This window comes from Mesorhizobium ciceri WSM4083 (assembly GCF_000519305.1).
Classification (GTDB): domain Bacteria; phylum Pseudomonadota; class Alphaproteobacteria; order Rhizobiales; family Rhizobiaceae; genus Mesorhizobium; species Mesorhizobium ciceri_B.
The window spans coordinates 1-26,598 of the sequence record NZ_JAFG01000025.1 but is presented as its reverse complement, the minus strand read 5'-3'; the positions used below and the strand labels follow the sequence as shown (position 1 = coordinate 26,598).

The following is a 26,598-nucleotide window of genomic DNA, read 5'->3' as shown; positions in this document are numbered from 1 at the left end:
GGGCGCTGGTTCAACGACTGCTCAACGGGGAGCGGCCAGACCACGAGCCGCTGCACCTCGACAACCTCGTGGCCGATCGGCAGGCGCTGCAAAACCGGCTGACGAGACTTTGATTGGATTGGGGCAAACGGCCCGCCGAGGCAAGCGAGTTTGCCGAAACCGGGGTCTTGCCAGAGGATCGAACGAGCAGCCGCTGGCGCCGCATTTGAGGAGATGTGGCAACGGGGGCCTGATGGCTGAAGGATCGAGGGTCAGACCCCAAGATTTCGGCCAGCAGCTTTTCCGAAAGACCAGGCCTCTTCTCGCCATCTGATCGAGATCATGACGCTCTGCAAACAATCGCGGCGACGCAACGATGCAGCTTGCCAGCAAATCGAGGTGGGACCGGTGTTTCGCTCGCTCTCCGTCTCGCCTTACGTGTCCCTGTCTCCCGACTCGTCTGCTGGCGAATGGCATCTCCTGGCCGGCGCTGAAACAGTGCGCTGTCTCTAGCTGCGGTCTTGGCCATCGCGCCATTTGCAGCGCAGGCCCACTCAACGGCGCTGGGTAGAAATCTGCCGACAACGAGGCTGATATCGCCCGAAGCTTTGAATTGCGACAGCGCCCGCTTTTTCTGACGCTCGTCAGCTTGTCGAAAGGTGGCGGCACTAGCTTCAGGAGGTGGATGCCTACCGGCATAGCCGCCATACACGCATAAAGATGACGCCGGAGTATTTGATGGTCGCAGGAATTGGAAGTTTTGGCAGCTTCGGTGCTTCCCTGGCTCATGGGCGTTCAAGCGGAAAAACGCCGCACGCACATGGCGGATCTTCTGATCCTAAAAAGCCGGTCGACCATAACAAGCCGGCTGATCCTGACAAGCCGGCCGATCCTAACAAGCCGGTCAAGGGGCGCGATCGGACCGACATTCCACCCGATTCTGGCGACGGCCCGCAAGCGGTGGAAGAAGCCTTCCAACTGGCTCTCAGCGCCGTTGCGTGGACTGTGATGAACGATGTCATGTCTGATGCGGACGAGTCCATGGCAGACACTGAAGAGGATACCTGACGCTGGATGGTCCTTGTCAGGGTACCGTGCCATTGATGACGGCACAATTCGAAGAAAGGAAAACAATATGCCTGGTTCTAGTAAGGCCAGTACCGCTGTTAGCGCTGGTAGCGCTGTCGCCACGAATGCTGAATCCGCCGCGGCCAAAGCCGCTGCGGCTGCAGCGTTTCATGATCAAATCGCGGAGCTAACGGCAGTTAGCGCTGAGGCTACGGCTAGGAGCATGCAGTTGCGCGTGCTTACGACGGAGCTCACGAGCATCAAGAAGGCGGCCGACGAACGCGTTCAGTAGTGTCTGAATCGGGGCTCAGCTAGCCTCGATCGCGCCGCGGCGCGATGTGGAACTGAGATGAGCCGCGCGGCAATTGCCGCGCGGTTTCTCGCCTTGTGGGGAAGATCATCCTTGAATGACGCGGTTTGCCTTCATTTTGAAGTTTTATCGGGCCTCTATTGCGGACTGACCGGCGAGCTGGCCCCAGAACCGAACGTAATCGGCAGTGGCCTCGATGCCGATACGATCTTCGTCGAGCAGGGGCTCGCGCCGCATCATCTTCGTGTCACTCTTCTTGCCGATTCGATCGAGATCAAGGCCCTTGCCGCCGGACTGAGCGTTGAGGGCAACGGGGATATTGCCGCAGGCGAGTGCGCTGTTGTTCCTCTTCCGGTCGTTATTCACGTAGGCGAGATGTCGATACTCTGGTCGGGACAGGGTGCAGCGCCGGTTGGTTCAAGCGGCACACCACGCCTTTCGATCCCTGTACTAGCCTTCGTGCTAGTTGGCTCGGTCGGGATCGGCGCGCTCTCAACCGTTTTGTCCTACTACGGCAGCGCCGGTGCATCGAGCGCCAATTCTTGGCCTGATGCCACAGTTGAAGCCAAGGGACCCCACGACCCCACTGACAATCAGACCGCCCAGGCAGCGGCCAGGGACCTGCAAAAGGAAGTCGATAGAGCAGGCCTGCTCAACGTTAAAATCGGCTCCGCAAAGGGTGTTGTTACCGCTGAAGGCACCGTCACGTCTGCATCGGCCAGCAGTTGGCAGGGGATTCAGCAGTTGTTCGATCATCGCACGAAGGGCGCTCTGACACTGGTCAATGGAGTGGTCACCAAAGAAGAGAAGGCGCCGTCCGCAATCGCGCTTGAAGCGGTTTGGCGTGGGCCGTCGGCCTATGTTGTCATCGATGGCGAGAAGTATTTCGTCGGGGCCCTTTTGAAAGATGGATGGACCGTCGACCGGATCGAGGACGGCCACGTGCTGCTGAGACGGAATGGCCGCCTTGCTTCTCTCCGTTATTAAAGCTCCGGGTTCGCAGGTCATATTAGGGACAGATCCAATGGTCAGGCCGCCTCACTTACCCTGTCCGACTCGGTATCATTGGGTGCTGGGTGAAGGCATTGTCGTCCTGCGGAACGAACACGGCAGGTGGTCCTGCTCCGGCAAAATCGGAAACAGCTCGAGCAAAGCCAAGTCGAGGGGGCTGGGACTCAGGGCAAGAATTCAGTGTGCCCGACGAATATTTCGCAAACCGGTGACTTCGTGCTTATCCCAAAGCAGGAGCGCGACTTCCTTGGCGCGCTTTTCTACTTCCGGCACGCTGCCCCCGTCCATGTTCGGCATATTCAAGTGCTGCGGCTTCTCGCCTAAGCGCTCAAGCCGGACCGTTTCTGCGGTGCGGCTGTGATGGTCCACGACAGACTGCATAGACTCGGTGCCAGCCGTTGTCGCGGCTTTTCAGTCTCAAGCCCAGTCGTGCGCTGGTGAGTCTTCGAAGCCGCGTAGCAGCGGAGCCACTCTCAAACGATCACAAAGGTGCCTCCATGGCCATCACCATGCGTAACCTCATCGAGCGCGCGCCCGCCAACCCGGACTTAATGGTCGCGCTGATGCTGCTTCTGGCCATAGCCATGATGGTCATGCCAGTACCGATCGCGGTGATCGACGGCCTGATCGGATTCAACATGGGATTGGCCATACTGCTGCTGATGGTTGCTTTGTACATCAGCACGCCACTTGAATTTTCCTCTTTGCCCGGCGTCATCTTGATTTCCACGGTATTCCGCCTGGCGCTCACTATCGCAACGACGCGATTGATCCTTGCTGAAGGGGAGGCAGGCAGCATCATCCACACGTTCGGGGATTTCGTGATCTCGGGCAACATCGTCGTGGGTATCGTCATATTTTTGGTCGTGACCATGGTGCAGTTCATGGTCCTCGCCAAGGGCGCCGAACGCGTAGCAGAAGTGGCGGCGCGCTTCACGCTCGACGCTCTGCCGGGCAAGCAAATGGCGGTCGATGCAGAGTTGAGGAACGGGCACATCGATGCCGAGGAATCTCGCAGGCGACGCGGGGCATTGGAAAAGGAAAGCCAACTTTACGGCGCCATGGATGGCGCGATGAAATTTGTGAAAGGTGACGCCATCGCCGGGCTGTTGGTTATTTTCATCAACATGCTTGGGGGGATTTCGATCGGCCTGCTTTCGAAGGGTATGCCCTTCGGCGAGGTGCTGCATCATTACACGCTGCTGACTATAGGTGACGCGCTCATCGCGCAAATTCCCGCCCTGCTGCTCTCCATTACCGCGGCCACTATCGTCACTCGTGTGACTGGAGCTGGGAGCCTCAACCTTGGGACCGACATAGTCAATCAACTCACGGCCAGCAAGCGAGCATTGCGGCTGGCGGCCTCGGTCCTGGTTGCGATGGGGTTTGTTCCTGGTTTCCCTTTGCCGGTCTTTCTAATATTGGCCGCGATCTTCGCAGCAGCAAGCACTGTCAAGGGCAATGCGCTGGCCGCCAGCAACGTCGACTCTACAACTGCAGCTCCAGTGGACGCTCCAAACAAAAAAATGCCTGCAGAGGCATGTCCGATCGTGTTCTTCCATGCGCCGAACCTGATGCAGGCGATCGATCAAACCGAATTGCAACAGCACATTGCTCGCGTTTCGCAACTGGTCTCAGCCGATCTCGGCATTGTCGTTCCGCGCATCCCTGTCGCCGTCGATCAGCAGCTGCCCGACTCGCACTTCAGGATAGACATCGAGGGCGTGCCGGTCGCACAGGATTCTATTGATCCGACACAGCTGACGCTCAAAGACGGTGTGGCAAGCATTGAACCGAGCGGCATCCCTTTCCGGCAGGATTCAGAGACGAACACAATCTTGGTCGAACAAAGCCATGCACCGGCTCTCGAGGCCGCCGGCATCGGGCACCACCGTCCCAGCGAACGCCTCGCGTTACGTATCCAAGCGACGTTGACCCGCTATGCACCGCGCTTGGTCGGAATCCAGGAGACCAGCCAATTGTTGAGCCGGATGGAGCAGGAATATGGTGATCTCGTGAAGGAGGTCCTGCGCACGACGCCGATCCCCAGGATTGCCGATGTGCTGCGCCGCCTGCTGGATGAAGGGATCCCGGTCCGTAACACCCGCGTTGTCTTGGAGGCATTGGCCGAATGGAGCGAACGTGAGCAAAATGTCGCTCTTCTCACGGAATACGTTCGTTCTGGTATGAAGCGGCAGATCTGTCACCGCTATGCGAACGGACACGGAATCGTGCCCGCCTACATCATCGAACGTGAGACAGAGGATGTGGTGCGCAATGCGGTTCGGGATTCGACAGCAGGCCCACACCTCGTACTGGAGGACAGGCAAAGCGAAGCGTTGCTGTCACAGATGCGTCAGATCGTTTCCAGCACGGCGCCCGACCAGACTCGCCCTGTCGTGTTGACTTCAATGGATGTCCGCCGCTTCGTTCGCGGTTTTCTCACGCGAAACGGGATTGATCTTGCCGTGCTGTCTTATCAGGACCTCTCGTCCGACTTCACGATTCAACCGGCCGGATCCATCAAGCTCCGCCCAGAGTCAATTGGGGACCGTCAGGGGAAAAAGCTCGCCGTATCCGCGTTGCCGTCAACCGATAGCCAAAGCACTCGATGAAAGCTGAGAACCGAACATGAATAAGAATACAGTCGCTGCGCCATCAGCCTCATTTCGTTTGAGCCCAGTTCTGTTCGCCCTACTCGCGATTCTCCCACTCGGCGGTTGCGCCAGCTGGGACAAGCCGGCTCTTTCAGTGAAGGAGACCTCGCCGCCAGCATTGCTCGCCGCCGATCACATCGATTCGGCTATGCGCAAACGAATTCTGCGCGAGGTCGGTCAGGATTCTCAAGAGTTGGCTCTGCGCGATCTGAGGCAGCATCCGGATAATGTCGACGCGGCAATAAATGCAACGAAACTCTTGCTGGCGCAGAAACGCGAGCAAGAGGCGCTTCAGGTACTCGATAGAGTCTTAGTTGCGGACCCAGGCAATGTGCGTGCATTGAACGCGAAAGCGGCTGTCTTGGACATTCAGGGGCGGCATGCCGCGGCACAAGCTCTCTATCGGCAAGCTCTCAAAACACAGCCAGGGAATCAGATGTTGCAACACAATCTCGACCTGTCCCTGGCGGCTGACAAGAAGTCCGAACCAAGTGCGTTGGCATCGTCGCAATAGCGGCCACATGCACGATATTCGAGTGGCATGTCAGAGCGGTCGCGAAATCGGGTTCTTAGGCCATGCGTTGAAGGGTGCACGTCTCCTTCTCCTCGATTCGCCAAGGTCACCGATCGCAACATCCGCATCGGTGCAATGAAACGCGCCGAGGTCAAGGCCGGTCATGCCGCCCCTCGCCCAGGCATCATTTTTGCGAAAAGCAGAACGTCGACAGGGACGTCGGTACCGTCTTCGGATCCCGAACACTGGCTCCGGCTATGCCATGGCGAGGTCGAGACCGGCCGACCTGCACTCGCGCCCTCGGGTTCACGCACGATCGTTCCATCCAGATTGCACGCTGCTCTTACGAGAGACATCGCTTCCAATACAGCGCTGCATGGCTGTTCCTCACAGCGCGTGCGACGACGCTAGGCCGTCATCCTTGTCGAGTCGGATCCGCGCCTCCGGCAACGTCTGGGCACGCAGGTCTATCGGAACAAGATCGGCCTGTCCGTGGCGATCGAAGGCCTTCAGGAGGCGCTGCGCCAGCGCAAGACGACGCCGGGTGAGATTGCCAGGCAAGCGGAGCGAGGAACCGTGGCCACGGTCATCCGACCTTATCTTGAGGCACTGACCGCCAATGGCTAAGGAAATCAAGAATATCGGCGCCTCGGTGCGCGCCCGCCTGCTGCAACTCGCTAAGGCAAGCAGCCAGAGCTTCGACCTGTTCTGACCCGTTTCGCCCTGGAGCGGCTGCTCTTCAGGCTCAGCCAGTCACCCCACGCTGACCGCTTCGTGCTGAAGGGCGCATTGCTGATGATGAGTTGGTTCGATGATCCTCACCGAGGTACGCGCGACCTTGACCTGTTGGGTTTTGGTGATCCGAGCGCGGAGCCGATGCTGGCGACGTTTCGGGAGATCCTGTCGCAGGACACCGGCGATGGCATCGAGTTCGACGTCGACGCACTCCGAGTGGATCGTATCCGTGAGGAGCTGGAGTATGGCGGGCTCAGGCTGCGGACGACGGCCTCGATCGTTCCCACAATACGCAATGGGCCAGGAGCGTCATAAGCATTGGTCGCATGACGGGCAGGTGCCGTCTCCCATCCCGGCGGGGCTCGCGGGGATCGATGCTCTGTACCTCGCCGTGCGGCGACGTTTCCGGACCAGGACCAAGGGGCGAGCCGAGGCCACGCGATTTGCGAAGATTCCCAAACCCGCTGGACCGCAGGGGCTGCTTTGGGGCGATAAGGTCATCAATGTTCGTAACAATGGTCGGCGTCGCACCTAGGCTGCCGATCCTGCCAGCACAGGCACGGCGAGCAGCGCCTGTGCCGATGATGCCCCCCGGGCTGAATAGCGCGACGGCGGCAGAGGATCATGAAGCGCTTCAAGTCAGCGCGACATCTTCAGCGTTTCGTTTCCGTACACGACCCGATCGCCCGACCTCTTTTACGTTCCCCGCCACGGTATTCGACCCACCCACCATCGAGAACTGCGAGCAACTGCCATGCAAGGATGGCGCCAAATCGCGCGCCCTCACGCCCGATGAACCAAAGCTCACTCCCATGTTTTCACAGTTAAGTTTACGGTGCCCGATTCGATCCTCATGCCGCTCAGTATTCCGGCGGCTCGACAGGAGGCCGGGGCAGCGAGTCCAGTTGGTTGGCGGCCTCTAGAACTGATTCCACAGCGTCTTGGTGCGTCCACGAGGAAGGATCCATTCCGTAGGCTTCCTGAATCATCAGTGATGCGATTGCCCTTTGTTGGTCTTCAGGAACACGGGACAATGCGTTGCGTACACTATCGGCGAACTCGGGTGAGATCACTTGTACTTCTGCATATTTTTCCCACGATACGGGTGCGTTTTGCCTCCGGCGCAAATTGTTGGCAGTGTATTCATTTGTGTCCGGATGCACGAACGGAATCAACCCCTCAAGACGGTTTTTCAGGAATTCGGCGGTGCTTTTGTCCATCGACCAAGGACCTTCCTCGGCCGGCTCTCCGCTCCATGCGCTGTCTTTCAACCGAACAGCGGGCCCGTTGGCCCAGGCATCCATGACCACGGTCGACCTCGGGTCGCGGCTTCCACGCCGCAGTTCGTTCCAGGTGTGACCCGTCTTGACTGGGATCTCATCACCTTCCTCGGTTATCTCTTTCAATGACACGGAAGCAACAGAGGTCATACTCCGCTCGTCGGCCGCCATGTGTGGGGCGTGGACGATAGCGGAAAGGGGAGCGGTCTGATTGCAGCACGCCGCTCCCATGACTACGGCCACTGCAACCTTGTTGTCGCCGTCTGGTGCCATCATTGCAACCGACGATCCGATGCCGTTATGGCCGTGCGAGGGAATGTCGTCCGCCTTAACGTTTCCCCGGCCATGCTTGAGCAGCAGGCGGACGTCGTGAACTGTTTGCCCCGCTGTCGCGAGTCTTATCGGGCTCGTGACGTCGTCACCGACGACACACGCTCCCATATGGTAGGCGGCCTGCTGGATCTGATGTGGCTCCAGAGGCGCATCTCCGCCCCGTCGCAACCTGTCGGCAGGCGTGCCCAGGGAGACCCTCAGCGCTGATATGCTGCTCTCAAAGCCCGACGCCGTGGATTCTCGCGGCGACTCTTCCGTGTCATACGTGGCATGTCGAGTCGATCCGGAGGATTTGGAGAAGCAAATTCCCATAGCCGTTCACCTGTAGTGGAGTTTCTGATCGCCGAGGGACGGGATACGCGAGACCGCGCTTAACCGTCAGTGTCATCTGGATGACTCATGCTAGGCGGGTTGGCTTTCGACAAGCTGACGAGCACCGTAAACTTAAAGCTGTGAAACGAGATCGGGAGGGCACCGTAGCGATCTGGCGGCATGAACAGATTTTCCCGTGATTATGGTCGCCACCGATTTCCGGCGCAGGTGATTGCCCATGCCGTTTGGCGCTATTTCCGGTTTGGCCTCCATGATCCGCAGGCCTGTTCCATCTCGGCGATGTTTGCGCGAGGCCGTTGCGGCGCGTCAACGAGGCGGCGCGAGGCCATCTGCGGCAATGTGCAACTGGCCCGTCGGTTCGCAGTTCACCCTGAACAGGTGGGCCGCTAACGAGCAGTTCGAGACTCTGTTGGCGTCTATCCTGTGCAATACGCCGCTGCGTCGACCTTCGGTGCTCACGCCGAAATCGCTGCGGCGGATCCTGCAGATTGCCGGGGGCATCACGGCCAGCATCTTCCACATGATCAACAACCTCGCGATCGACGCCGTCGAAAGCGGTCGCGAGCACATCACCCACGAAGCGGTCGAGAACTGGGAGCCGAAGTTCGATGCGGAGGCGGCATTGGCATGATGGAGAGCACGCCGCCACGGCAATTGCCGCTGCGGTTGCCGCCCCATTCTGATGAGCTCCTGTCCTCCTGAATCGGCCGGCATGCCGCTTTTTACGAGGCCCAATCGGCAGCGTCGAGCAAACGCAGATAGGTCACAAAGCGTTCTTCGTCTAGCCGTCACGGACTAGGGTGTCTCGTCGGCGAGATCGAGATCAAGCGGCGGCTTTTCTGGCATGGCGACTGCTCCTTATCGTCATTGCGGTTATCCGAGGCTCCACCCTACCATTTGCGCAGCGCTCTTAAGTGGCCAACAAGGATTTGCAGAACGCGGGGGTAAGCTTGCCGCGGTGAATCACGACGTTGTCGTGACCGATCGCAGCCCGGGCATCTTGCCACTGCCGATTGTAGCCGCGCTGTTCATTGGACTTGACGTGGCAAGCGGCGAAGGCTGCGTCATCCAGCGTTGCCAACTGCCGGGCATGTACCGGTCGGTTCGTATGGATGTGCACCCACATCGAACTCGGCATTGCACCGTTGCGCAGCGCCTTGGGCTGCAGCCTGACCTCGAACAGCGACCCGGGCTCCCCCTTCAACGCGCGCGGTCGATTCGCAGGCGTCAACTCCTCGGCTGCCCGCAAGTGTTCAAGGTACTTCTGAGAGGGAAAGGAGTAGGTCTTCATGCAATCGATGGATATGGCGTCCTTTCCGCTGGCCAAAGCTTTGGCCAGTCCCTGCGCCTCGGACAACATCAACTTGAGCCGGGCTGTTTGGTCGTGTGTCTCGCGCATTCGCGCAGGCGTGAGTAGTACGCGCTGACGAGGCTCCTCCAACGCGGCAAGACAGGCCTGCATCTCGGTGGTCTGCGTCCGCAAGCGCTCGACCACGGTGTCGACGGCGTGTTCGGCGTCCTCGGGTTTCATGTGGCGCGCTTGCGAGATGATTCTTTGCTGACCGGCCAGATCGAACTGCAAAAGTTCGTGCAACCGCCCGAGTCGTGGCGACAGGGCCTCCATGGACGGCGGAGCTTGCCAAATTGCCAAGTGCGCGCCCGCCGCCGACGCACTCGCACGCGCCTCCTCCGCGCTCACGAACCTCTTCGTACCCAGATCCGAGCGCACGAGAACCTTGGCTGCTGCCGCCGGGGCGCTGACGGCGGGAGCGACTTGCGGCTCCGGCCGCCCGGCCGCCGAACTCCCCACGCCAGGGGCCGGCTTGTGCTTGCCTTTCCCTTTTTTGCGCGCCGCGGTGCCCTCGGTCGTTGCCGCCTTGGCAGTGTCGGCCGGTATCACAGCGCCAGCGTTGGCCGGCGGTGCAACGGCTGGCGGCTTCGGCTGCAGTTCCAGGAAATGCATGACCTCGTGCGCAATGATCCACGCGCCATCCACGATCTGGCTCAACAGTTCCAATGGGAGGTCGGCACCTGTTTGGTGATCGTTTAGTTTAGTCCGGATGACTTGCAACGCCGACGCAAATTCCGAAAGCCTCTCCATGACTCCTTCCAAAACGGCGCAGTGATCTGCGTCGAGCGGGCGCCCGCCGCTGCGCAGAACAGCGTCGCCTGTCGAAAGGAAGGCTGGAAAAACGTCTCCAATGAAGGCGCTCAGCAGACGCACTCGCCCATTCTCACCCATGAGGATTTCCCTGACGGGTGCTTCGAACTTGCTCGCCTGCGGCTCAACCTTAACGCGTGCGAGAGCGATCCGAGCTTGCAGATGCACGAGCTTGGTATTCAGCATCCAGCCGGTGGACAGCCGCAGTGCGGCCTGTTCGTTCTGGCGCATCAAGGCCGTTGCACTTGGTAAGCCGGCAGTGGCGGCCCAGGCGACTCGCTCTCGTTCGCAGTGCCCTACCTTCTTTTCCCACCAGTCCACGCAAGCCGCGTGCGCCTTCACCACACTGAGATTCGCTCGGCTCAGCTGGTCCGGGGTAGCCGTGGATTGAATCTGCCCGAACACTTCTTCCGAAGCTGTTAGTATTCGTTGCAATTTGTGGATAGTCGGTCCGGCAAGACGACTATATTCGTGCGCCGCATCACACACAAGGTCACGGCAGTTACGCACCTGCTCGTCGTCCAAAATGGTCCACGCCAAAGCCGGGGACAGGCTCGCATAGTAGTCCAGAACTGCTGAGCCTGCATCGATGACCTGATCGAGCAGCCGTTGCGCGCCCGGCTCTTGCCTGGCCGCATTATAGCAAATGGCCAGTTCCGTAAGCAGACCGTCCATTTGTTGCTTTGTTGCGTTGATTTCTTCGCCTGAGAAGGAAATAGGGACTGTCACACCCGAAGTTGGCGGCTGGCTGGCGACCGGCGCCAAGGCTTCACCCTCCAACGTTGACGGAACACTGCGCCGCCGCGGACCAGCTGCACGTGGCGCGGCGGCGGCATGCCGTGGAGTGTTCAGGGTTCGGTGCATGCCAACGGAAAGGTCGGACAGCCCGTGGCGTTGGGCATCAACGTCACCAGGCTGCATTGGAACGGTGGGCGTCCTTCTATCAATCCCCACAGAGCCCATCTGCTCCACGACGGCATCGAACGACTGGCCGCCTTCCCCAGGCGCAAGACTTGATTGCGAGCGCGAACTGCTCGCCTCCCCCGCCCTGGCGTCTCTATTTTCAGCCCACGATCTCCCAGACCGGTCAATGCCCGTCATATTCCGTCTCCGTTGCAGGCGAGGATGTGTTGTCTATGCTTTTGGACTGATGTCGCTCAGCCCTCATGCATCAAGGCTTTCATGAGTGCAATCGCCCCTCGTCAGCTTCGCCAGTGCGCGTAGTGCGCATCGGGCGGGCCACCAAAGGATTTGCACTGCCATCCTTCCGTCGCCAGTCCGTTTAGGCACGGCAGTTCTAGATAGATCGCTTTTCTGACGATTAGCTGACGGAGGGTTTCTGCTGGATGCGCGAAATCCGACCTGACTCAAGCGTCTAACCATTGATGAAAAGAACCTAGGCCTACACCGGCCCGCGACCGCCGAGTCAGATGCTGGGTAAGTTCCAACCTCTTCGAATACTCTTTGTCGGGTGGCACGAGATTTGCTGCTATCGCCTGTAAGGTACCGGGAGCGGGCGTAATTGTGAAATACGACAAAATTGGAGGTGGCCATGATCCGAGATTCTGCTGTTCGAGCATGAAGGCGAAGGCTGTCATCCATAAGGATTTTCGCATCGGCCGGATCGACGACCGCGTCTATGGTGCGTTTCTAGAGCACCTCGGGCGGGCGATCTACACTGGTATCTACGAGCCTGGCCATCCGGCTGCCGACGAGCACGGGTTCCGGCGCGACGTGATCGAGATGGTGCGCGAGCTGAACGTTCCCGTCACGCGCTACTCCGGCGGCAACTTCGTCTCCGCCTATAATTGGGAGGACGGGATTGGCCCCAAGGAGAGCCGCCCCGTTACGCTCGACTATGCCTGGCGAACGAAGGAAACCAACGAGGTCGGAACCGACGAGTTCGCGGCCTGGTGCGAGGCGGTCGGCACGGAGCCGATGTTAGCTGTCAATCTCGGCTCACGCGGTCTCGATGAGGCGCGCGGGCTGCTTGAATACTGCAACCATCCCGGCGGCAGCCGCTGGAGGGACCTTCGCATCAAGAACGGCCGGCGCGCGCCGTATGAGGTGCGCCTATGGTGCCTTGGAAACGAGATGGACGGGTCCTGGCAGATCGGGCACAAGACAGCCTATGAATACGGCCGCATCGCCAACGAGACGGCGAAGGCGATGAAGGCATTCGATCCCACGCTGCAACTCGTCGCTTGTGGCAGCTCTCACTCGTTCATGCCGACCTATCCGCAATGGGAAGCCGACGTGCTCGACGAGTGCTACGACAATGTCGATTACCTGTCGCTGCACATGTATTTCGAGAATTACGAGGACGATTACCTCAATTTCCTCGCCAAGCCGGTGATCCTCGACCGTTATATCCAAACCGTTAGCGGCGTGATCGACTATGTTAAGGCCAAGAAGCGGTCGACGAAGGACATCTTCATCTCCTTCGATGAATGGAACGTCTGGTACCACTCGCACCGCCAGGACCACGACAATTTCAGGAACTGTGATTGGCCGGAAGCGCCGGCGCTGCTCGAGGAGGTCTATAATTTCGAGGACGTGCTCGTCGTCGGCTGCATCCTCAACACCTTCATCCGCCGCGCCGACCGTGTGCGGATCGCCTGCATCGCGCAGCTCGTCAATGCCATCGCCCGATCACCACCGAACGTGGCGGGCGCGCTTTCCGGCAGACGATCTACTATCCCTATCTGCTCGCCTCGCGTCACGGGCGCGGCGAAAGCCTGGTCGTCGCGGTCGACGCGCCGCGTTACGATGCCACGGCCGCCGCCGACGTGCCCTATATCGACGTCGCCGGGTGCTTGGCCACGCGGGTAGCACGATCTCGCTGTTCGTCATTAACAAGCATCCGGACGAGGAAGCCGAACTCACGGTCGATCTTGCCGGTTTTCTCTCCGCACGGCTGATCGAGCATGTCCTCATCCACCATCCGGACCTGAAGGCGGTGAACTCCGCCGACGCGCCGGATCGGGTGAAGCCGCAACTGCAGAACGGCTCGGTGGTCGAGTAGGGCCGCCTTCTGTGCCGCCTCAAGCCGCGCTCCTACAATCTCATCCGGCTGTCGGTTTGGTTGTCCGTTCCGGCTGGTGGTCACCGCACCTTGCGGACTCGTTGTCCGGACCCGGCCATCGTTCCGCGTGCTGAGGACACGCCGGCGCTCCCCGTTCAGCTCGAACCCTCGGCATCGATGCCTGTACCAGCTCACTGTTTCCTGGGAGGCGTATTCCTTGCCGGAGTCGGAGATGACGACAAAGTACGGGGGAGAGGCGTGTCTCATCGAAAAGACGCTCGCTGCACCCGTTTCGCCTGCCATGAGAAGCGACTAGGATGTCGACCGCCCCCATGGCAGCCCGGAGACTCTCGCGGTCCAGCAGTCGCTCCCACCCGGCAACTTTCCTTGTCACTGGGAAAGCAGATCCTGATGCCGTGGCCTTCAATAATCGAGACTAGGCTTAGGTTGTTCTCGTCCTCGAGCTCGGCGGACAACGGTTCACCGTCGGTATCGGTTTCATGCCGGAGGAAACCGTCGTCGCGGAATGCGAGGAGCCGCCAATTCGCATTGCACAGCGTTTTGGTCCGCCATCAGGATATTCGGCATTCCCGGAAGGATTTGTGACTGGGATCCATTGATCGCCAGAAAGTTGACGGAGGAGAGTAGCTCGCGGGTGACCGCCTTCGGCTTCACTGCGACGATCGCGAAATCGAGATCCTCCGAGGGGTGCGAGAGGGCCGCGCCTATCAAGGTACGATGTTTATAAATTTTCTTCCTGATGCCCGCGATCGCCGATGGTCTATTTCTGGCATTGGTTTCTCACCGCGCCTGTGATGCTCAACGACGGCAAAAACGACCCTAACGGCAGCGTGTGGGATTTGTCGCAACTCTGGACGCTGAACGATCCCGCTCGCATATGCAAGATTTTCACAAGGAGCTCGCCGATCCGTGTATCGGCAATGCGACGGTGCTGCCGGTCCTTGAGCCAACAATCTTTGGCGCGCTAACCCTCGCAGGCATTATTGCCCTCGCGATGCACTGGCATGCTGTGGCCACGGGCCAACGGCAGCATCCCCCACCAATACCCACGCGCCGCAAGTAAGAGAGACAGCAAGTCTACGCACTGCTCCAGGGCGTCAGCCAAAGGAGGACGATCCACAACTTCTTCCGCTGTTTGGAGCGAGACGCACACGCCAATTCCCAAGGCGAATGTCCACGTTCCCATCTTGGCTTCCGAAAGCGCCGGTCCTGTTGCGGCCCGTTGCGGTCGTTCCAGAGCACATGTCGGACTGGCCCGCTCCTGGCGCTCAGCGACCTTCACCAACGAGGCGCGTATGAGCTGCTTCCTTACGCTAAGCCCAACCTGAAATCCTCCAGAACCTGGGCCAACCCTGGCGCGCCGAGAAGCGTCACAACGCGTTTCGGCTGAAGCTTTGCAATCGAGCGATTGTAGATAGCGAGATTGGTCGCCCCGTTGAGGCGCGAAGGGTAATGATCCCATCCGGCTGAGACGGGTGGTTCGTGAAACGCCACCGACCATCGGCGAGCCAGGTTCTGGCGCTGCGCCCGAGCGACATCTGTCGGGACACCCATTCTGACGGCGTTGTCGCCTCTGAGGTCGAGGCGAAGGCCCGCCGTGGTCGCGATCTCCGCGTAGCGCCGTTGGGTCAGCTCCACCTCCTCCATCGGAAGATCGTCGACAACTCCTTCGCGCCGGTCACGAAGCACAGCTTCGAGGAAACACACCCTGAGGGAATCCCCGAGGTAAAGAACGCCAAAACGATTGGTAGCAGCACGACGTCGAGGATCGCTAAAGCGGCTCAGCGACTTCCCGTAGCCTAGCGGATCGGGATAGCTGCCCCAGTAGGTCCGCCCGAATGTCTGACCCGACGGTATGGTCTCGATTTCGAGCTTTGCGCGCCCGAAATCGGATGGAGGTAGCACGCCGGGCATTCAGTCGAAATCGCCCCTGGCCATACCTTCCGCAACGGCCAACACCGAGGCATCATCGCCTTGCTGAAGGGCTCGGAGGCCGGTCCGCCCATCGAGCGCGCCATGAGGTGATACCAAAAACCGGTAGACAGCCCAGGCATTGTTGCCCAACGTCGCGTGGAGCTCCGGCAATGCACCAAATGGCCGGCCATGCTTGTCGAGCTGCCATACGGGAAAGCGGAAGCCGCGCTTGGCACCATCGATCCCGAGCACCTGCCCGCTCTGCCGCTTGGCGTTGACCGTCACGCGCGATGTGCCGAGCAGCTTGGCTAAGGCTTCCGCACTCAGCATCTCGTCGCCGGCGACAATTTCGGCGACACGCTTGCGGCCGCGCTCACGCGCTTGGGCGAGAGCCGCTTCAAGTTCAGCATCGGGCTTGCCCGTGTCCTCAACGGGAAACACGTCATCCGAAGCGAGCGGCTGTTCCTCGACCGGCGTGATTGTTTGCGCACCCGCGGCCGGGTCGACTTCCACCCGGAACGATACGGGATGACCGATCTTGCGGCTACGTGCGATCGCCTCCTGATAGCGTTCGAGCAACACCTTTTTGAAATCAGCCTGCGCCGGCAACTTCGTGGTAAAACTCAGGGCGGCGACTCCCGCATGCGATGCGGTGCCGCTATGATTGCTGCGTTTTGGACCGGCCATGATGACAAGCTCCTGCTGTCACCAATATGGTAACAGATCGTAAGTTCGTCAAGTTCGATAATTTCGTAAAGATGATGTTATCGTGATCGACTGGGGCTCACACAATCCCCACGCCCCAAACCTTCCCCTGCCCGGCATCTCGCGCAGCCCAAGCTCACCGACCAGATTAAGCGCCCCCTGTTTTGTCACTTTTAGCCCCTTCTGAACCATGCCAGTCGAGACAAGTGGCCGCGACAGCTCCAGCTCGATCAGGTCGGAAAGTTTTGAACTGACGCGCCGCTCCTGCAGCCGCCCTTCCATCTGGCTTTCCGCCATCACCAGCCGGTCATGCTCTTTCAACCCAGCGAGCGTTTTGCTCATGCTGCCGGCGGTCATCGCCCCTCCCGCCATGACGGGGAAGATTACGTTTTAAAGCCGACAGCGCTTCCCATTCGGCGTGTCCGATGTCCGACAATGTCGGACACGCAACATGGCAGAGTCCGATTAATCACATTGCCGAAACGGTTTTCTCATTTGGCACGGTTCGTGCGAGGTCGCGATACGTCACGGACCCAGGAGAGTTGTCCCATGATCCCGCACAAAAAAATCCCGCCCCACTTTACCCCGACGCACTCAGAGATAACGCTCGAGCCAGGCCTGGCAGCATGCTGAGGGCTCAGCCGGCCCGGCGCTGCCCCCCGATCCGCTTTTTCCCATTAAGGACGACGAGGACGCAGCGCCTTCAGAACGAGGGACAACTCACTTCGCCTCGAACCTTGCCTGTCACCCGGTCACCACAATCGAGGCCATCGATGAACCTTCGGTCTGGCTGGCTGCGAGGGACACTTTTTGCGACCGCTTTGACGTTTGTGACCGCTCCGGTTCTGGCGGCCACCGATGACATCGTGGCAACGAATTTCCTGCTCGACAACGGCATGGAGGTGGTCGTCACCGCGCGCCCATCGTCACCCATGTGGTGTGGTACAAGATCGGCAGCGCCGACAAGCCGCCGGGAAAATTCGGCATCGCGCATTTTTTCGAGCATCTGATGTTCAAAGCAACGGCCAATCACGCCGCCGGCGAGTTGGACCGCGCGGTGGCCGAGACCGGCGGCTCGCACAACGCCTTCACGTCTTACGACTATAGCGCCTTCTACGAAAGAGTAGCGGCCTCGGCCCTGGAGCAGATGATGAGCTTCGAGGCTGACCGCATGCGCAATCTCACCCTCACGATGATGTCATGAACACCGAGCGGGACGTGGTCCTGGAGGAGCGCCGCTTGAGGATCGACAACGACCTCGAAAGACAATGAATGCTCGCCCATGCTTCACTGTCATCTTTATGTGGCCATGTGCCCGCGTTCGCAATCATGCTTCCGCGTCGGTCGCCACTTCTCGGCAGAAAAAGCTCTTGCCGGAGCCAATTTCGGTTCGGGTGGGTCGATGAGAGACAATGCCGCTTCCGCGGCACGCATGGCAAAACAATGTCTTCTGAGAGGAGTTGAGCGTTGCTGAAGCGTAAAACAAGGGTGCTTGTCTGGGCCCTGGGGATCGTCCCGGCGGCATTTGCCATCGCTTCCGCGACCGGAGCTTTCGAACACAAAACGCGCGATCCTGTCCTCACGCAGCGCGTGATACTCGGTTCGGTCGAGGAGAGTGTCCTTGCGAACGGTGTTCTGGAACCTCTCCGCCAGGTTAGTGTTGGCGCCCAAACGTCGGGCCAATTGAAGACACTGCATGTAAAGCTCGGTCAAGCGGTCAAGTCTGGCGACCTAATCGCCGAAATTGACCCTACCAAAGAGCAGCACAAACTACTCACCGCCCAAGCCAACCTCGCTGGTGCCAACGCGGAGCGCAAGGCAGCCGGAATACGGCTGAAAGGGGCCGAATTGGAGTTCCTGAGACAGAAGACTCTCAGCCGGAACAAGGCAGGATCGGTGGCCGACCTGGAGAAAGCGCAAGCGGCGTTTTTTGCGCAAGAGGCGACAGTCGAGCAAGTGGATGCGCAGATCGATGAGAAGACGCTCGCGGTTGAGGAGGCTCGCGCAACCCTCGACCACACGAAGCTCAGCGCGCCCATGGACGGCGTCGTTGTTGCTGTGCTGGCTCAAGAGGGTCAAACGTTGAACTCAAGCCAGGACGTGCCGTCCATTGTGATTCTCGCACAGCTCGACGTCATGCGGGTGAGCGTGCAGATATCGGAGATCGACATAGCGCGTGTAAAGCCAGGCCAGAACCTCCGCTTCAGAATGCTGGGGGGTACTCCAGTCCCTATTTCTGGCGTACTGGAAGAGATAGAGCCAGCGCCTCCAACGATCGCCGATGAGCGCACGCCGAGCTCCGAAAAAATCGGGGCGGCGGCAGTCTACTACAACGGCCTCTTTTCCACACCGAACCCGGAAGGGCGGCTTCGGCCAAAAATGAACGCCTTGGTTTGGATTATTTCCGGCCAGGCCGAGAACGTACCACTCGTAGTATGGTCGGCTCTGACGGAGCCTGACGCCAATGGTCGCTACCGCGTCCAGGTTCGCACGCCAACCGGCGAACTCACCGAGCGACTGGTGACAATAGGTTTGACCGACAAGATCAAGGCACAGGTACTTGATGGCCTCTCTGTCGGTGATGAAGTTGTCATCCCTGCCGTCGGAAGGGGAACCAATGTTGAGGCGCCTTGATGACATGACTGCTCTCCTTGAAATCGAGAACGTCTCGCGGGTTTTCCACGCCGGAGACGATACGATTACGGCGCTGGCCGGCGTCAGCCTTTCCATCGCTGGTGGTGAACTGGTGGCGATCGTTGGCGCAAGCGGTTCGGGCAAAACTACGCTGATGAATATCCTGGGCTGCTTGGACCAGCCGAGTTCTGGTGACTATCGTATCGGCGGCCGCAGCGTTGCTGGCCTGACCGCGGACAACCTTGCGGGGTTGAGACGGAAACATTTCGGCTTCATCTTCCAACACTATCAGCTTCTCGGAACGCTGAACGCGGCGGAGAACGTGGCTATGCCCGCCGTCTATGCCGGCCTCGATGCCGGCTCACGGCGGGAAAGGTCGACATCTCTTCTGCGCAGGCTGGGCCTCGGTGATCGTCTCGACCACCGTCCGAACCAGCTGTCCGGCGGCCAGCAACAGAGGGTTTCGATTGCCCGCGCATTGATGAATGGCGGCCGCATCATCCTCGCCGATGAGCCGACGGGGGCGCTGGACAGGAAGAGCGGCGAAACCGTCCTCGATACCTTGAAGGAACTTCATACCGACGGTCATACCATCATCATCGTGACTCACGACATGGAGATCGCAAGTCACGCTGACCGCATCATCGAAATGCGAGATGGGGTGATCCTTTGCGACCGCCGGACGCGGGACCACAACGCTAATGCGCCGCTGGCGCTCCACGACAGCAGACCCGTCGGTTCGCTCTCGGCGTTCAGGCGCCGCCTGGTGCAAGCCTTTCCGATGGCGATACGATCGATGACCACAGATCGCGTGCGTACTTTCCTCACAATGCTCAGCATCATTATCGGCATTGCGGCAGTTGTGGCGGCCGTCGGTTTCGGCGAGGGCGCCCGTCAAAACGTTCTGCGTCAGTTGGGAGGACTTGGAGCCAGCACCCTGCAGATCTCTCCCGGGCGCCATTTTGGTGACGATGGTGCTTCGAGCATCAAGACCCTGGTCGTCTCGGATGCCGATGCGCTCGCCCACCAGTCCTACGTCGATAGCGTGACCCCGAAAGTCCGGACATCCGCACAGATTGGTTTTGGGCACACCTCCGTCGCGGCGACAGTCACCGGCGTCGGCCAGGATTATCTTAGGGTCAACGCTCTCGAGTTGCTGAAAGGCTCATTCTTTTCAGCCGGGGCCATCTCTGAGCGCAGCCAGGAAGCGGTGATCAATGACACGATGGCCGCAACTCTCTTCCCTAACGACGAATCGCCGCTCGGAAACACCCTTCTGATCGGGCGTGTTCCCGTCCTCATTATTGGCGTCTTTGCGACCCCACCGGCGTTTCGGTTTTACAGGGAGCTGGAGGTCCTACTTCCTTATACGGCCGTGAAAGGCAGACTTGAGGGTGCCGATTCAAGTCTTGACGGCCTGACGGTACGGGTCGCCGGTTCTGTTGACACGATAGTCGCCGAGCGCGCCGTCGTCGACCTGATAACTCGTCGGCACGGCACGAAGGACTTCATTGTTGAGAACCAAGATCAGCGGCTTAAGTCGGTTGAGCGCTCATCTCAGGCTATGTGGCGACTGACCTCCTCCATGGCTGCGATCTCGCTGCTTGTCGGAGGCATTGGTGTCATGAACATGATGCTGATCTCCGTCACGGAACGGACCCGCGAGATCGGCTTGCGCATGGCCGTTGGAGCGCGCCGGATCGACATCATGCTTCAGTTCCTGATTGAGGCCGTCACAATGTGCATCGCCGGTTCAGTTCTCGGCGTGGCACTCGCGCTCGGCATCGCAACTGTATTGGGCGGACTGGGCAGCGAGTTTGCAATGATTATCTCGGTCAAGGCTATTGTCGCTGCCTGCGCAGTAGCGCTCTGGATCGGCCTGACCTTTGGCTTCCTTCCCGCCCGTAACGCGTCTCGCCTGACTCCCGTAGATGCGCTGTCAAGAGACTGAAGAATGACGCTGGTCAAATGGATCTTACCTTGTTCCGTTGTCTTGCTCGGGGTTGCACCAGCCTGTCGAGCATATCCTGGCCCCGAACTCCCCCGCGGCGGCCTGCTGGCCAACCGCTGCGGCAGCAAGTGCTATCTACGCCACGGCAGACCACTGCTGGCTGACGTTCAAGCTTTTTATCAACGAAGACGACCAGGTCCTCGTCATGGCTGCTGGCACTAACAAGCCTCTAGCGGTCTGCATCCGCCTGATCTTTCGGCTTCGCCGCCGTAACGCCTTGCGCCTCCTCGTAGACGCGCCACCAAGAGTTTGAAAATGAAGCCCATCAGACTGATCGTACCCGGTTGCCTTGTCTTGCTCGCCGGTTGCAGCCTATCGAGCACATATCTTCGGCCCGAACTTCCAGCCGGGCCCCACTGGTCGACCGCTGCGGTTGGAGGCGCTGCGCAGGCCAGCACCGACCGCTGGTGGCTGGCGTTCGGGGACGCCAATCTCGACAAGCTTGTCAGCGACGTCATCGGCCGAAATAATGGTGTCCTCATCGCGGCTGCTAACGCTTATCCTGCTCGAATTCAGGCAGATATCGCTGCGCACGCCTTACTCCCCAAGCTGGACGGTCTAGCCGGGAGCAAGAGCCAACCTCTAGACGCCAAGGGCCCCCCGTTGTCGTCGTCGGTTTCCATCAGTGTATCTTATGAGATTGATCTGTGGGGCAAGCTTGCGGCAAAGAGGGACAAGGCGGATTTTGAGGCTTCCGCGACAGCGGAAGACTACGAAGACGCGCGCCTGCTAGCTATCGCCGAAACCGTCGACGCGTATTTGCAGATCGGGCACGCCAATCAGTCGCTGGCGTCGGCGGAAACCAGCCTTGCCCATGCCAAGCAGGATCGGGCGCTTGTTCGCGCCCAGGTTGCGGCCGGTGCCGTTTCCGAACTAGACCTCAAGCAGGCCGAGCAAAGGGTCGAGGAGCGGGCGGCGGCGGTTTCGACGCTCAAGCAGGTTCGCCTTGAATGGCGGAACGCCCTCGTTGTGCTCTTGAATGGCGCACCTAACCCTATTCCAGAGCCGCAGCGCCTGCCGAGCAAGAAGCTGCCCCCGATCCAGGCTGGGCTGCCGGCCGACCTGCTCGCCCGTCGCCCAGACTTGCGTGCCGCAGAGGCAAGGCTCCGTGCCACGCTGAAGAACGTTGACGCAACTCGGGCCGGTTTCTATCCGCCGATTTCACTCACAAGTAGCCTCGGCACAAGCGGGCAATTGCTCGCGTTCATCTCCAATCCCGTTGCTACGTTAGGGGCAAACGCTGCCTTGTCCTTCCTCCATCTCAAGGACATGAAGCTGGAGGTTGCGGTTTCGAGGGCACAGTATGAAAAAGAGGTCCTCGGATTTCGCACTACTTTGCTCAAGGCCTTCTCCGAAGTTGCCGATGCACTCGGTGCACGGGCCGACTATGCCGAACGGGTCCAACGCCTTCACAATGTCCTAGCCGCCGCGCAAGAAATTGAGCAGCTGCAAGAGACCCGTTACCGGTCGGGTGATATCCGCCTCGCTGAATGGCTCCATGCGCAGGAGAGCCGCCGCACAGCCGAAACAGCGCTTGCCGATATCCGTCTCGCCCAGCTGCTCAACGAATCGAAGCTGTACCGCATTCTGGGCGGCAGCGCTGCCAAATCCGGACCGGATGGCCGGAGCACCAAGAAGAAGCCCGGGTCAAAGGCGGGCTAGCGAACGGCGTAGCATCGCAGATCCCTCCCGAGATGCCTTGCGCGTTTTAAAGGAACTATCCAAAGATGAACCGCAGGGTCGCGGTCGAGTAGCTCAGCCATTCGGCTTTCGCCCTCACAGATCCGGGCGGGCGGATTTCCCGCACCCGGCTCTTCCCGAGGGTGACCCGCGTCATATTCGTGCTTGCGCCCAAGTTCGGATGCGCGGAGTTGGCAGGGGGAGCGGGCGCCGTCAGGGTCTCTAACTCCGACCAGCCCATGCGCCGGCTTTTCTGGCTGCGCCGTCTCAGACAGCGTAGCCATATCCGGCGCATTTGCCGATGGAATCGGTTGAGCGCTGGATGGTTGTGCGGCCTGCCGTAATTCCCGTGCAGGTCCACATCGGCTTTGGCGATGCCGTTACGCCGGCGGCGCAGGAACAGGAGTTTCCATCACTTCTGTCGGCAGAGGGACCTCGACTGAGAGCCTATCCCAGAGAGACCGTGGTTGCCGAGAAGCTCCAGGCGATCGTCGCGCTCGGCCATGCGCTGCGATGGTCCGCCTTCATCAGGGGCAAGCTTTATCGCTTCCCGGACCTCAATCCGGGTGATCGTGTTGAGCAACACGGGGTGGATCGCTTCGATTACGCGCGATCACCCAGACACAAAAAAAGCCGGGCGCGTGGCCCGGCTTTTTCGTGTCGTGGCTTTGAACGACTTAGAACTTCATGCCGACCCCGAAGGTGACGCGGTTGTCGGTGGCCTTGACCTTGCCGATACCGTCGAAGCTCTTGCTGCCGAAGTCGGTGTAGCGATACTCGACGCGGCCGAAGACATTGTCGGCGAGCTTGATGTCGGTCCCGAGACCGGCCGTCCAGCCAATCATCGTAGCCGTGTCGCTGGCGGGAATGACGGAGTCTTCTACCTTCAGGCTCCTGCCGGCGAGACCGCCAGTGCCGTAGAGCAGGATTTCCGGGGTCACAGCGTAGCCGAGGCGGGCACGCAGCGAGCCTTCGAAGCCGCCCTTGGAATTGATGCCGTTGTCGTCGCCCTTGACGCCGTTGTAGCCGAGTTCGGCTTCAGCGCCGTAGACGAAGTTCTCCTGCTGCCACTGATAGCCGCCGAAGACACTGCCGACGAAACCCTTGGTATTGGTCTCAAAGTCGAAGTCCTTCTCCTTGGTCCGGCCGCTGAAACCATAGCCGACGTTCAGACCGGCATAAGGGCCGGCCCACGAAGCGACCGGAAGTTCAGCAATCGGCGCGGGTTCCGGCGGCTCTTCCTGGACAACGTCCGCGGCATAGGCGGTTCCGCTGAGGGCGAAGAGCCCGAGCGCAACGGCTAGCGGCCGTGCGAATTTAGAATTGGCTTGCATTGTTCTTTACTCCTTAAGCCACAGGACACAGGCTTGGTTCTCACGATCGCCATCGACCCGCCCGGGGTGCGGCGGTCTCGATAGACCGCTTGGCTGACAACGAGCTGACGAAGAAGTTCTCCCGGAGCCCAAAATCCGGCAATCCGGGCACGTGAGGCTGCGTCTACACCGGCGCGAAGCCGCTGGTCAGGGCCGGCAGCGCTGCCATATGGACCTTTCCGCGGTGAGCCATCTTCGACGCAGGCCTGGCATACGCCATTAGGGTGAAGCTACCACCCGGCATGCGCTGCGATGGCATTTATGGGCAAGCATCAGACGCAGAAACAGCGCACTTTTTCAGCGCCGGCCCCTTGGCCACCAGATGCGTCGGAGGGACACGGGAGGCGAGACGGAGAGAGCGAGCAAAACGCCGGTGACTACGATACGTTGGCAAGCTGGATTATTGCGTTTGACCTGCAATTTGCGCGGCTATTCCGTGAATTAGCGCGGCAATTCGCTATGAAATTTTCGTGCGTACGGAACATGGTGTTAATGCATTTCGTTGCTAATTCAATCGTTGCGTCCGTTTCGTTCGTTGCGATGGTTGCGTTTAAACGCCAAAAGCGTACATATGCGAGGGACCCTAAAAAAGAGGATGGAAAAATGTTAGCTCTTCTCGATCAAACATATGCGCCGATAACCGCTGACGAGACTGAAGCTGTCATTGCAAAAAAGGCGGCTGAAAGGCTCGCGGCTGTTGCAGAATCCGATCAAGATATCACAGTCCATGTGGAAGGGGCTGCGAAGATCGCTGTCCCTCTGCCGGCCAAAGCAGTTAAAATGATGCTGGCTGTCCTGCTCGCAATGGCCGAGCGCAAGCCGGTGTCAATGATCCCGCACGAAGCCGAATTGACTACCAAACAGGTAGCCGATTTTCTAAACGTCTCTCGGCCATACGTCTGCAAAATCATTGACGATGGGAAATTAAAAGCTCGCCTGGTAAATCGGCACCGGAGAGTGAAATTTTCCGACGTTCTAGCATACGAGAAGTCTTCACAGGAAGATCGTTATGATGCATTGACTGAAATGGCGAAGGAAGCAAAAGAGCTTGGTCTTGAATGATATCAACGTTCACGGCGTTCATTGACGCTAACGTGTTTTTTGGAGCGAGGCTGAGAAGCCTCCTCCTTTTTTTGTCTCAGACAAAGATGTATCGCGCGCGTTGGAGTGAAAGTGTCCATCAGGAATGGATTGCCGCAGCTGCTGTGAAGCGCGGCATTGACCCGGAAAGACTTCAAAGAACCCGTGAAATGATGGACAGGGCCGTTCCGGACGCCCTAGTTTCCGGGTAGGAGCAACTTGAAGCCGGTATCGAACTTAAAGACCCCGATGACAGACATGTAGTAGCGGCCGCCACACTCACGCGAGCCGATGTAATTGTCACATTCAACCTAGCCGATTTTCCCGCAGTGGTACTCAAGCCATTGCGGCTTGAAGCGCGCCATCCGGACGAGTTTCTGCTCGATCTTTTTGACATCTCAAACGAACTTCTTGTCGACGCTGTTAAGAAAGACTACGAGCATTACATCGAGCCGAAGCTATCCTTCGCCGACTTTGTCGAGGGGTTCAGAAAGGCCGGCGCGCCGAAGGTAGCTGACCTATTGGAAAAATTGCGGGTTCTCATAAGCGCAGAAGCAGCCTAGCGCGAAGAAGCAACCACTAAGCTTCAAGACTGACTTGCCGAACGCCGATCACGTCCAGCCACATCATGAAAAAGGCGGCAGTGAAGCTGCCACGGCTTATCTTGTTCGCGAGATTGCGCTCTGTATCGTGCGCGCCATGCTCCTTGAGCTTCTCGGCGAGCGTGGCGTATGTCATGCCGCGCCGCTTCAGTTCGCCTTTCAATATGTTTTTGGCCTGTTCTTCATAGCGCGCCGTGGGTGAATTGTCCGCCATCATCGTTTCTCCGGAAAAAACTCATAAACGATGATATACTTGGCATGTGCGGAAACAATATCCGATGTACAATATCATCGGATTTGATATGTCTCAGCACTTCCTTCCTCTCCCCCGCCGCCAAGACCCTCTCGGCGGTCAAGGTCACGGGGCCCGCGCTGCTTTCCGCAAGATACGCCGGTCGCAAACGGACGGTGAGCCGGTTTGCCCGGTCTGCGGTTGCCTCGATTGCTACCATCTCAAGACCCGCCGGGTCTACAAGTGCCGCGCTTGCTACAAGCAATTCAGAATCACCTCCGGCACGATCTTCGCCAGCCGCAAGCTGGCGGTGCGCGACATTCTCGCCGCCATTGCCGTTTCATAAATCGTGCTAAGGGCTACAGCGCCCTTCAACTCTCCCGCGATCTCTCCGTTGATTACAAAACCGCGTTCGTGATGCTGCACAAGGTCCGCGAAGCGATAAGCTTGCCCGTGATGAAGGCGCTTTGTCAGACAGCGTCGCCTGCTCCTCGAAAACGAAGATGTAAACATCATATTTGGTGAGTTTGCTTCCATAATGCCGCAATCAAAGCCTCGTCAGCCGGTTTTGCAGTGCCTGCCGATCGGCGACGAGGTTGTCGAGGTGCAGCGGCTCGTGGTCTGGCCGGTTCCCGTCGAGCAGTCGTTGAACCAGCGCCCACGTGCCGTCGACCACAAACACACCGCAATCATGATCGTTCGACTGTCGCGGCATGCGGGCCGGCGCCAGGGTGGCGGTCAGCCCTTCTGCCAGCTGCCGTGCAGGCGCGTCGTTGTATCCTGCTTGCTGGAGCGAGTCGTAGTGATAGGCGACCCGGCTTTGCGGGTTGCGGCCATCGACGAACAGCAGCGACCAATGGGTGCCGGCGCGCGTGGCAGTGCCGTTGTTCACCGGCAGGAACAGGAAGTCGGCCGGGGCGTCGCTTTGATGATAGATGGA

At 59.4% G+C, this 26,598-nt stretch carries 20 protein-coding genes and 7 pseudogenes; 18 read left to right on the top strand and 9 right to left on the bottom strand.

Annotation, left to right across the window (positions count from 1 at the left end; all coding sequences use genetic code 11):
- The first annotated feature begins 717 nt into the window (after nucleotides 1-717).
- Together MESCI2_RS1000000137420 and MESCI2_RS0124870 are read left to right on the top strand one after the other, a co-directional pair.
- Nucleotides 718-1,047: a hypothetical protein gene (locus tag MESCI2_RS1000000137420; protein ID WP_032901332.1), complete on the top strand. Its 330-nt coding sequence runs from the start codon at nucleotides 718-720 to the stop codon at nucleotides 1,045-1,047.
- A 403-nt stretch (nucleotides 1,048-1,450) separates the two neighbouring features.
- The gene (locus MESCI2_RS0124870) at nucleotides 1,451-2,344 is read left to right on the top strand and encodes a SctD/MshK family protein (protein ID WP_027038876.1); all 894 of its coding nucleotides are present in this window, start codon (nucleotides 1,451-1,453) and stop codon (nucleotides 2,342-2,344) included.
- Nucleotides 2,345-2,545: 201 nt separating this feature from the next.
- On the opposite strand, the gene MESCI2_RS1000000138120 is transcribed toward MESCI2_RS0124870, so the two are convergent.
- Complete coding sequence (locus tag MESCI2_RS1000000138120) at nucleotides 2,546-2,749, bottom strand: hypothetical protein (protein ID WP_155936667.1); 204 nt, start codon at nucleotides 2,747-2,749, stop codon at nucleotides 2,546-2,548.
- A 116-nt stretch (nucleotides 2,750-2,865) separates the two neighbouring features.
- On the opposite strand from MESCI2_RS1000000138120, the gene sctV reads away from it, so the two are divergent.
- From sctV to MESCI2_RS1000000139015, 5 genes and pseudogenes are all read left to right on the top strand, one after another.
- Nucleotides 2,866-4,983 carry a type III secretion system export apparatus subunit SctV gene (gene sctV / locus MESCI2_RS01000000135500; RefSeq protein WP_032901325.1) on the top strand — a complete coding sequence of 706 codons (2,118 nt, stop codon included), beginning with the start codon at nucleotides 2,866-2,868 and terminating at the stop codon, nucleotides 4,981-4,983.
- A 16-nt stretch (nucleotides 4,984-4,999) separates the two neighbouring features.
- Complete coding sequence (locus MESCI2_RS0124855) at nucleotides 5,000-5,539, top strand: tetratricopeptide repeat protein (protein ID WP_027038874.1); 540 nt, start codon at nucleotides 5,000-5,002, stop codon at nucleotides 5,537-5,539.
- Between the two features lie 468 nt (nucleotides 5,540-6,007).
- Nucleotides 6,008-6,166: pseudogene (locus tag MESCI2_RS1000000137415) on the top strand (transcriptional regulator); the annotation flags it as partial.
- Nucleotides 6,159-6,553: pseudogene (locus MESCI2_RS01000000135495) on the top strand (nucleotidyl transferase AbiEii/AbiGii toxin family protein); the annotation flags it as partial. The pseudogenes MESCI2_RS1000000137415 and MESCI2_RS01000000135495, both read left to right, overlap by 8 nt.
- A gap of 327 nt (nucleotides 6,554-6,880) precedes the next feature.
- Nucleotides 6,881-7,070, top strand: a pseudogene (locus MESCI2_RS1000000139015) (IS6 family transposase); the annotation flags it as partial.
- 64 nt (nucleotides 7,071-7,134) lie between these two features.
- Here the strand turns inward: MESCI2_RS1000000139015 and MESCI2_RS1000000138115 are convergent.
- Nucleotides 7,135-7,830: a hypothetical protein gene (locus MESCI2_RS1000000138115; RefSeq protein ID WP_245270464.1), complete on the bottom strand. Its 696-nt coding sequence runs from the start codon at nucleotides 7,828-7,830 to the stop codon at nucleotides 7,135-7,137.
- Between the two features lie 549 nt (nucleotides 7,831-8,379).
- Here MESCI2_RS1000000138115 and MESCI2_RS1000000139010 point away from each other — a divergent pair.
- Nucleotides 8,380-8,469 (top strand): annotated as a pseudogene (locus tag MESCI2_RS1000000139010) (IS6 family transposase); the annotation flags it as partial.
- 160 nt (nucleotides 8,470-8,629) lie between these two features.
- The gene (locus MESCI2_RS0124835) at nucleotides 8,630-8,851 is read left to right on the top strand and encodes a hypothetical protein (RefSeq protein WP_245270463.1); all 222 of its coding nucleotides are present in this window, start codon (nucleotides 8,630-8,632) and stop codon (nucleotides 8,849-8,851) included.
- A gap of 279 nt (nucleotides 8,852-9,130) precedes the next feature.
- Here MESCI2_RS0124835 and MESCI2_RS0124830 read toward each other — a convergent pair whose 3' ends face one another.
- Nucleotides 9,131-11,146, bottom strand: a complete 2,016-nt coding sequence (locus MESCI2_RS0124830) for a hypothetical protein (protein ID WP_032901330.1) — start codon at nucleotides 11,144-11,146, stop codon at nucleotides 9,131-9,133.
- A gap of 813 nt (nucleotides 11,147-11,959) precedes the next feature.
- On the opposite strand from MESCI2_RS0124830, the pseudogene MESCI2_RS01000000135490 reads away from it, so the two are divergent.
- Nucleotides 11,960-13,406, top strand: a pseudogene (locus MESCI2_RS01000000135490) (alpha-N-arabinofuranosidase).
- A gap of 1,329 nt (nucleotides 13,407-14,735) precedes the next feature.
- Here the strand turns inward: MESCI2_RS01000000135490 and MESCI2_RS0124815 are convergent.
- Genes MESCI2_RS0124815 through MESCI2_RS01000000135485 form a run of 3 tightly spaced genes read right to left on the bottom strand, consistent with a single transcriptional unit; the run spans nucleotide 14,736 to nucleotide 16,403 of the window.
- On the bottom strand, nucleotides 14,736-15,341 hold the full coding sequence (locus MESCI2_RS0124815; RefSeq protein WP_027038869.1) for an RES family NAD+ phosphorylase: 606 nt from the start codon (nucleotides 15,339-15,341) through the stop codon (nucleotides 14,736-14,738).
- On the bottom strand, nucleotides 15,342-16,028 hold the full coding sequence (locus tag MESCI2_RS0124810; RefSeq protein WP_027038868.1) for an XRE family transcriptional regulator: 687 nt from the start codon (nucleotides 16,026-16,028) through the stop codon (nucleotides 15,342-15,344). It abuts the gene before it with no gap.
- 48 nt (nucleotides 16,029-16,076) lie between these two features.
- Nucleotides 16,077-16,403, bottom strand: coding sequence for a helix-turn-helix domain-containing protein (locus MESCI2_RS01000000135485; protein WP_245270462.1), 327 nt, complete (start codon nucleotides 16,401-16,403; stop codon nucleotides 16,077-16,079).
- 416 nt (nucleotides 16,404-16,819) lie between these two features.
- Here MESCI2_RS01000000135485 and MESCI2_RS1000000138575 point away from each other — a divergent pair.
- The 5 genes and pseudogenes from MESCI2_RS1000000138575 to MESCI2_RS1000000139220 form a co-directional block, all read left to right on the top strand.
- A pseudogene (locus MESCI2_RS1000000138575) lies at nucleotides 16,820-17,303 on the top strand (M16 family metallopeptidase); the annotation flags it as partial.
- A gap of 210 nt (nucleotides 17,304-17,513) precedes the next feature.
- Nucleotides 17,514-18,680 (top strand): efflux RND transporter periplasmic adaptor subunit, encoded by a 1,167-nt coding sequence (locus MESCI2_RS0124795; RefSeq protein ID WP_245270461.1) that lies wholly within the window; start codon nucleotides 17,514-17,516, stop codon nucleotides 18,678-18,680.
- Nucleotides 18,681-18,684: 4 nt separating this feature from the next.
- Nucleotides 18,685-20,631: a MacB family efflux pump subunit gene (locus MESCI2_RS0124790; protein WP_027038865.1), complete on the top strand. Its 1,947-nt coding sequence runs from the start codon at nucleotides 18,685-18,687 to the stop codon at nucleotides 20,629-20,631.
- A 315-nt stretch (nucleotides 20,632-20,946) separates the two neighbouring features.
- The gene (locus MESCI2_RS01000000135475; RefSeq protein WP_050596673.1) at nucleotides 20,947-22,353 is read left to right on the top strand and encodes an efflux transporter outer membrane subunit; all 1,407 of its coding nucleotides are present in this window, start codon (nucleotides 20,947-20,949) and stop codon (nucleotides 22,351-22,353) included.
- Between the two features lie 319 nt (nucleotides 22,354-22,672).
- Entirely contained in the window at nucleotides 22,673-23,077 is a 405-nt protein-coding gene (locus tag MESCI2_RS1000000139220) for a nucleotidyl transferase AbiEii/AbiGii toxin family protein (RefSeq protein WP_155936666.1), read from the top strand.
- Here the strand turns inward: MESCI2_RS1000000139220 and MESCI2_RS0124770 are convergent.
- Nucleotides 23,049-23,705: an outer membrane protein gene (locus MESCI2_RS0124770; RefSeq protein WP_027038863.1), complete on the bottom strand. Its 657-nt coding sequence runs from the start codon at nucleotides 23,703-23,705 to the stop codon at nucleotides 23,049-23,051. The genes MESCI2_RS1000000139220 and MESCI2_RS0124770 overlap by 29 nt on opposite strands.
- Before the next feature lie 300 nt (nucleotides 23,706-24,005).
- On the opposite strand from MESCI2_RS0124770, the gene MESCI2_RS1000000136295 reads away from it, so the two are divergent.
- Together MESCI2_RS1000000136295 and MESCI2_RS1000000136285 are read left to right on the top strand one after the other, a co-directional pair.
- Nucleotides 24,006-24,806: an excisionase family DNA-binding protein gene (locus MESCI2_RS1000000136295; RefSeq protein WP_197031596.1), complete on the top strand. Its 801-nt coding sequence runs from the start codon at nucleotides 24,006-24,008 to the stop codon at nucleotides 24,804-24,806.
- Between the two features lie 347 nt (nucleotides 24,807-25,153).
- Complete coding sequence (locus MESCI2_RS1000000136285) at nucleotides 25,154-25,387, top strand: hypothetical protein (RefSeq protein WP_155936665.1); 234 nt, start codon at nucleotides 25,154-25,156, stop codon at nucleotides 25,385-25,387.
- A 16-nt stretch (nucleotides 25,388-25,403) separates the two neighbouring features.
- Here the strand turns inward: MESCI2_RS1000000136285 and MESCI2_RS0124750 are convergent, their stop codons facing one another.
- On the bottom strand, nucleotides 25,404-25,643 hold the full coding sequence (locus MESCI2_RS0124750) for a DUF6471 domain-containing protein (RefSeq protein ID WP_245270460.1): 240 nt from the start codon (nucleotides 25,641-25,643) through the stop codon (nucleotides 25,404-25,406).
- An 85-nt stretch (nucleotides 25,644-25,728) separates the two neighbouring features.
- On the opposite strand from MESCI2_RS0124750, the pseudogene MESCI2_RS01000000135465 reads away from it, so the two are divergent.
- Nucleotides 25,729-26,105: pseudogene (locus tag MESCI2_RS01000000135465) on the top strand (transposase); the annotation flags it as partial.
- 100 nt (nucleotides 26,106-26,205) lie between these two features.
- Here MESCI2_RS01000000135465 and MESCI2_RS0124740 read toward each other — a convergent pair.
- A partial coding sequence (locus MESCI2_RS0124740; protein ID WP_027038859.1) for a Ulp1 family isopeptidase occupies nucleotides 26,206-26,598 on the bottom strand: 393 nt, incomplete at its 5' end.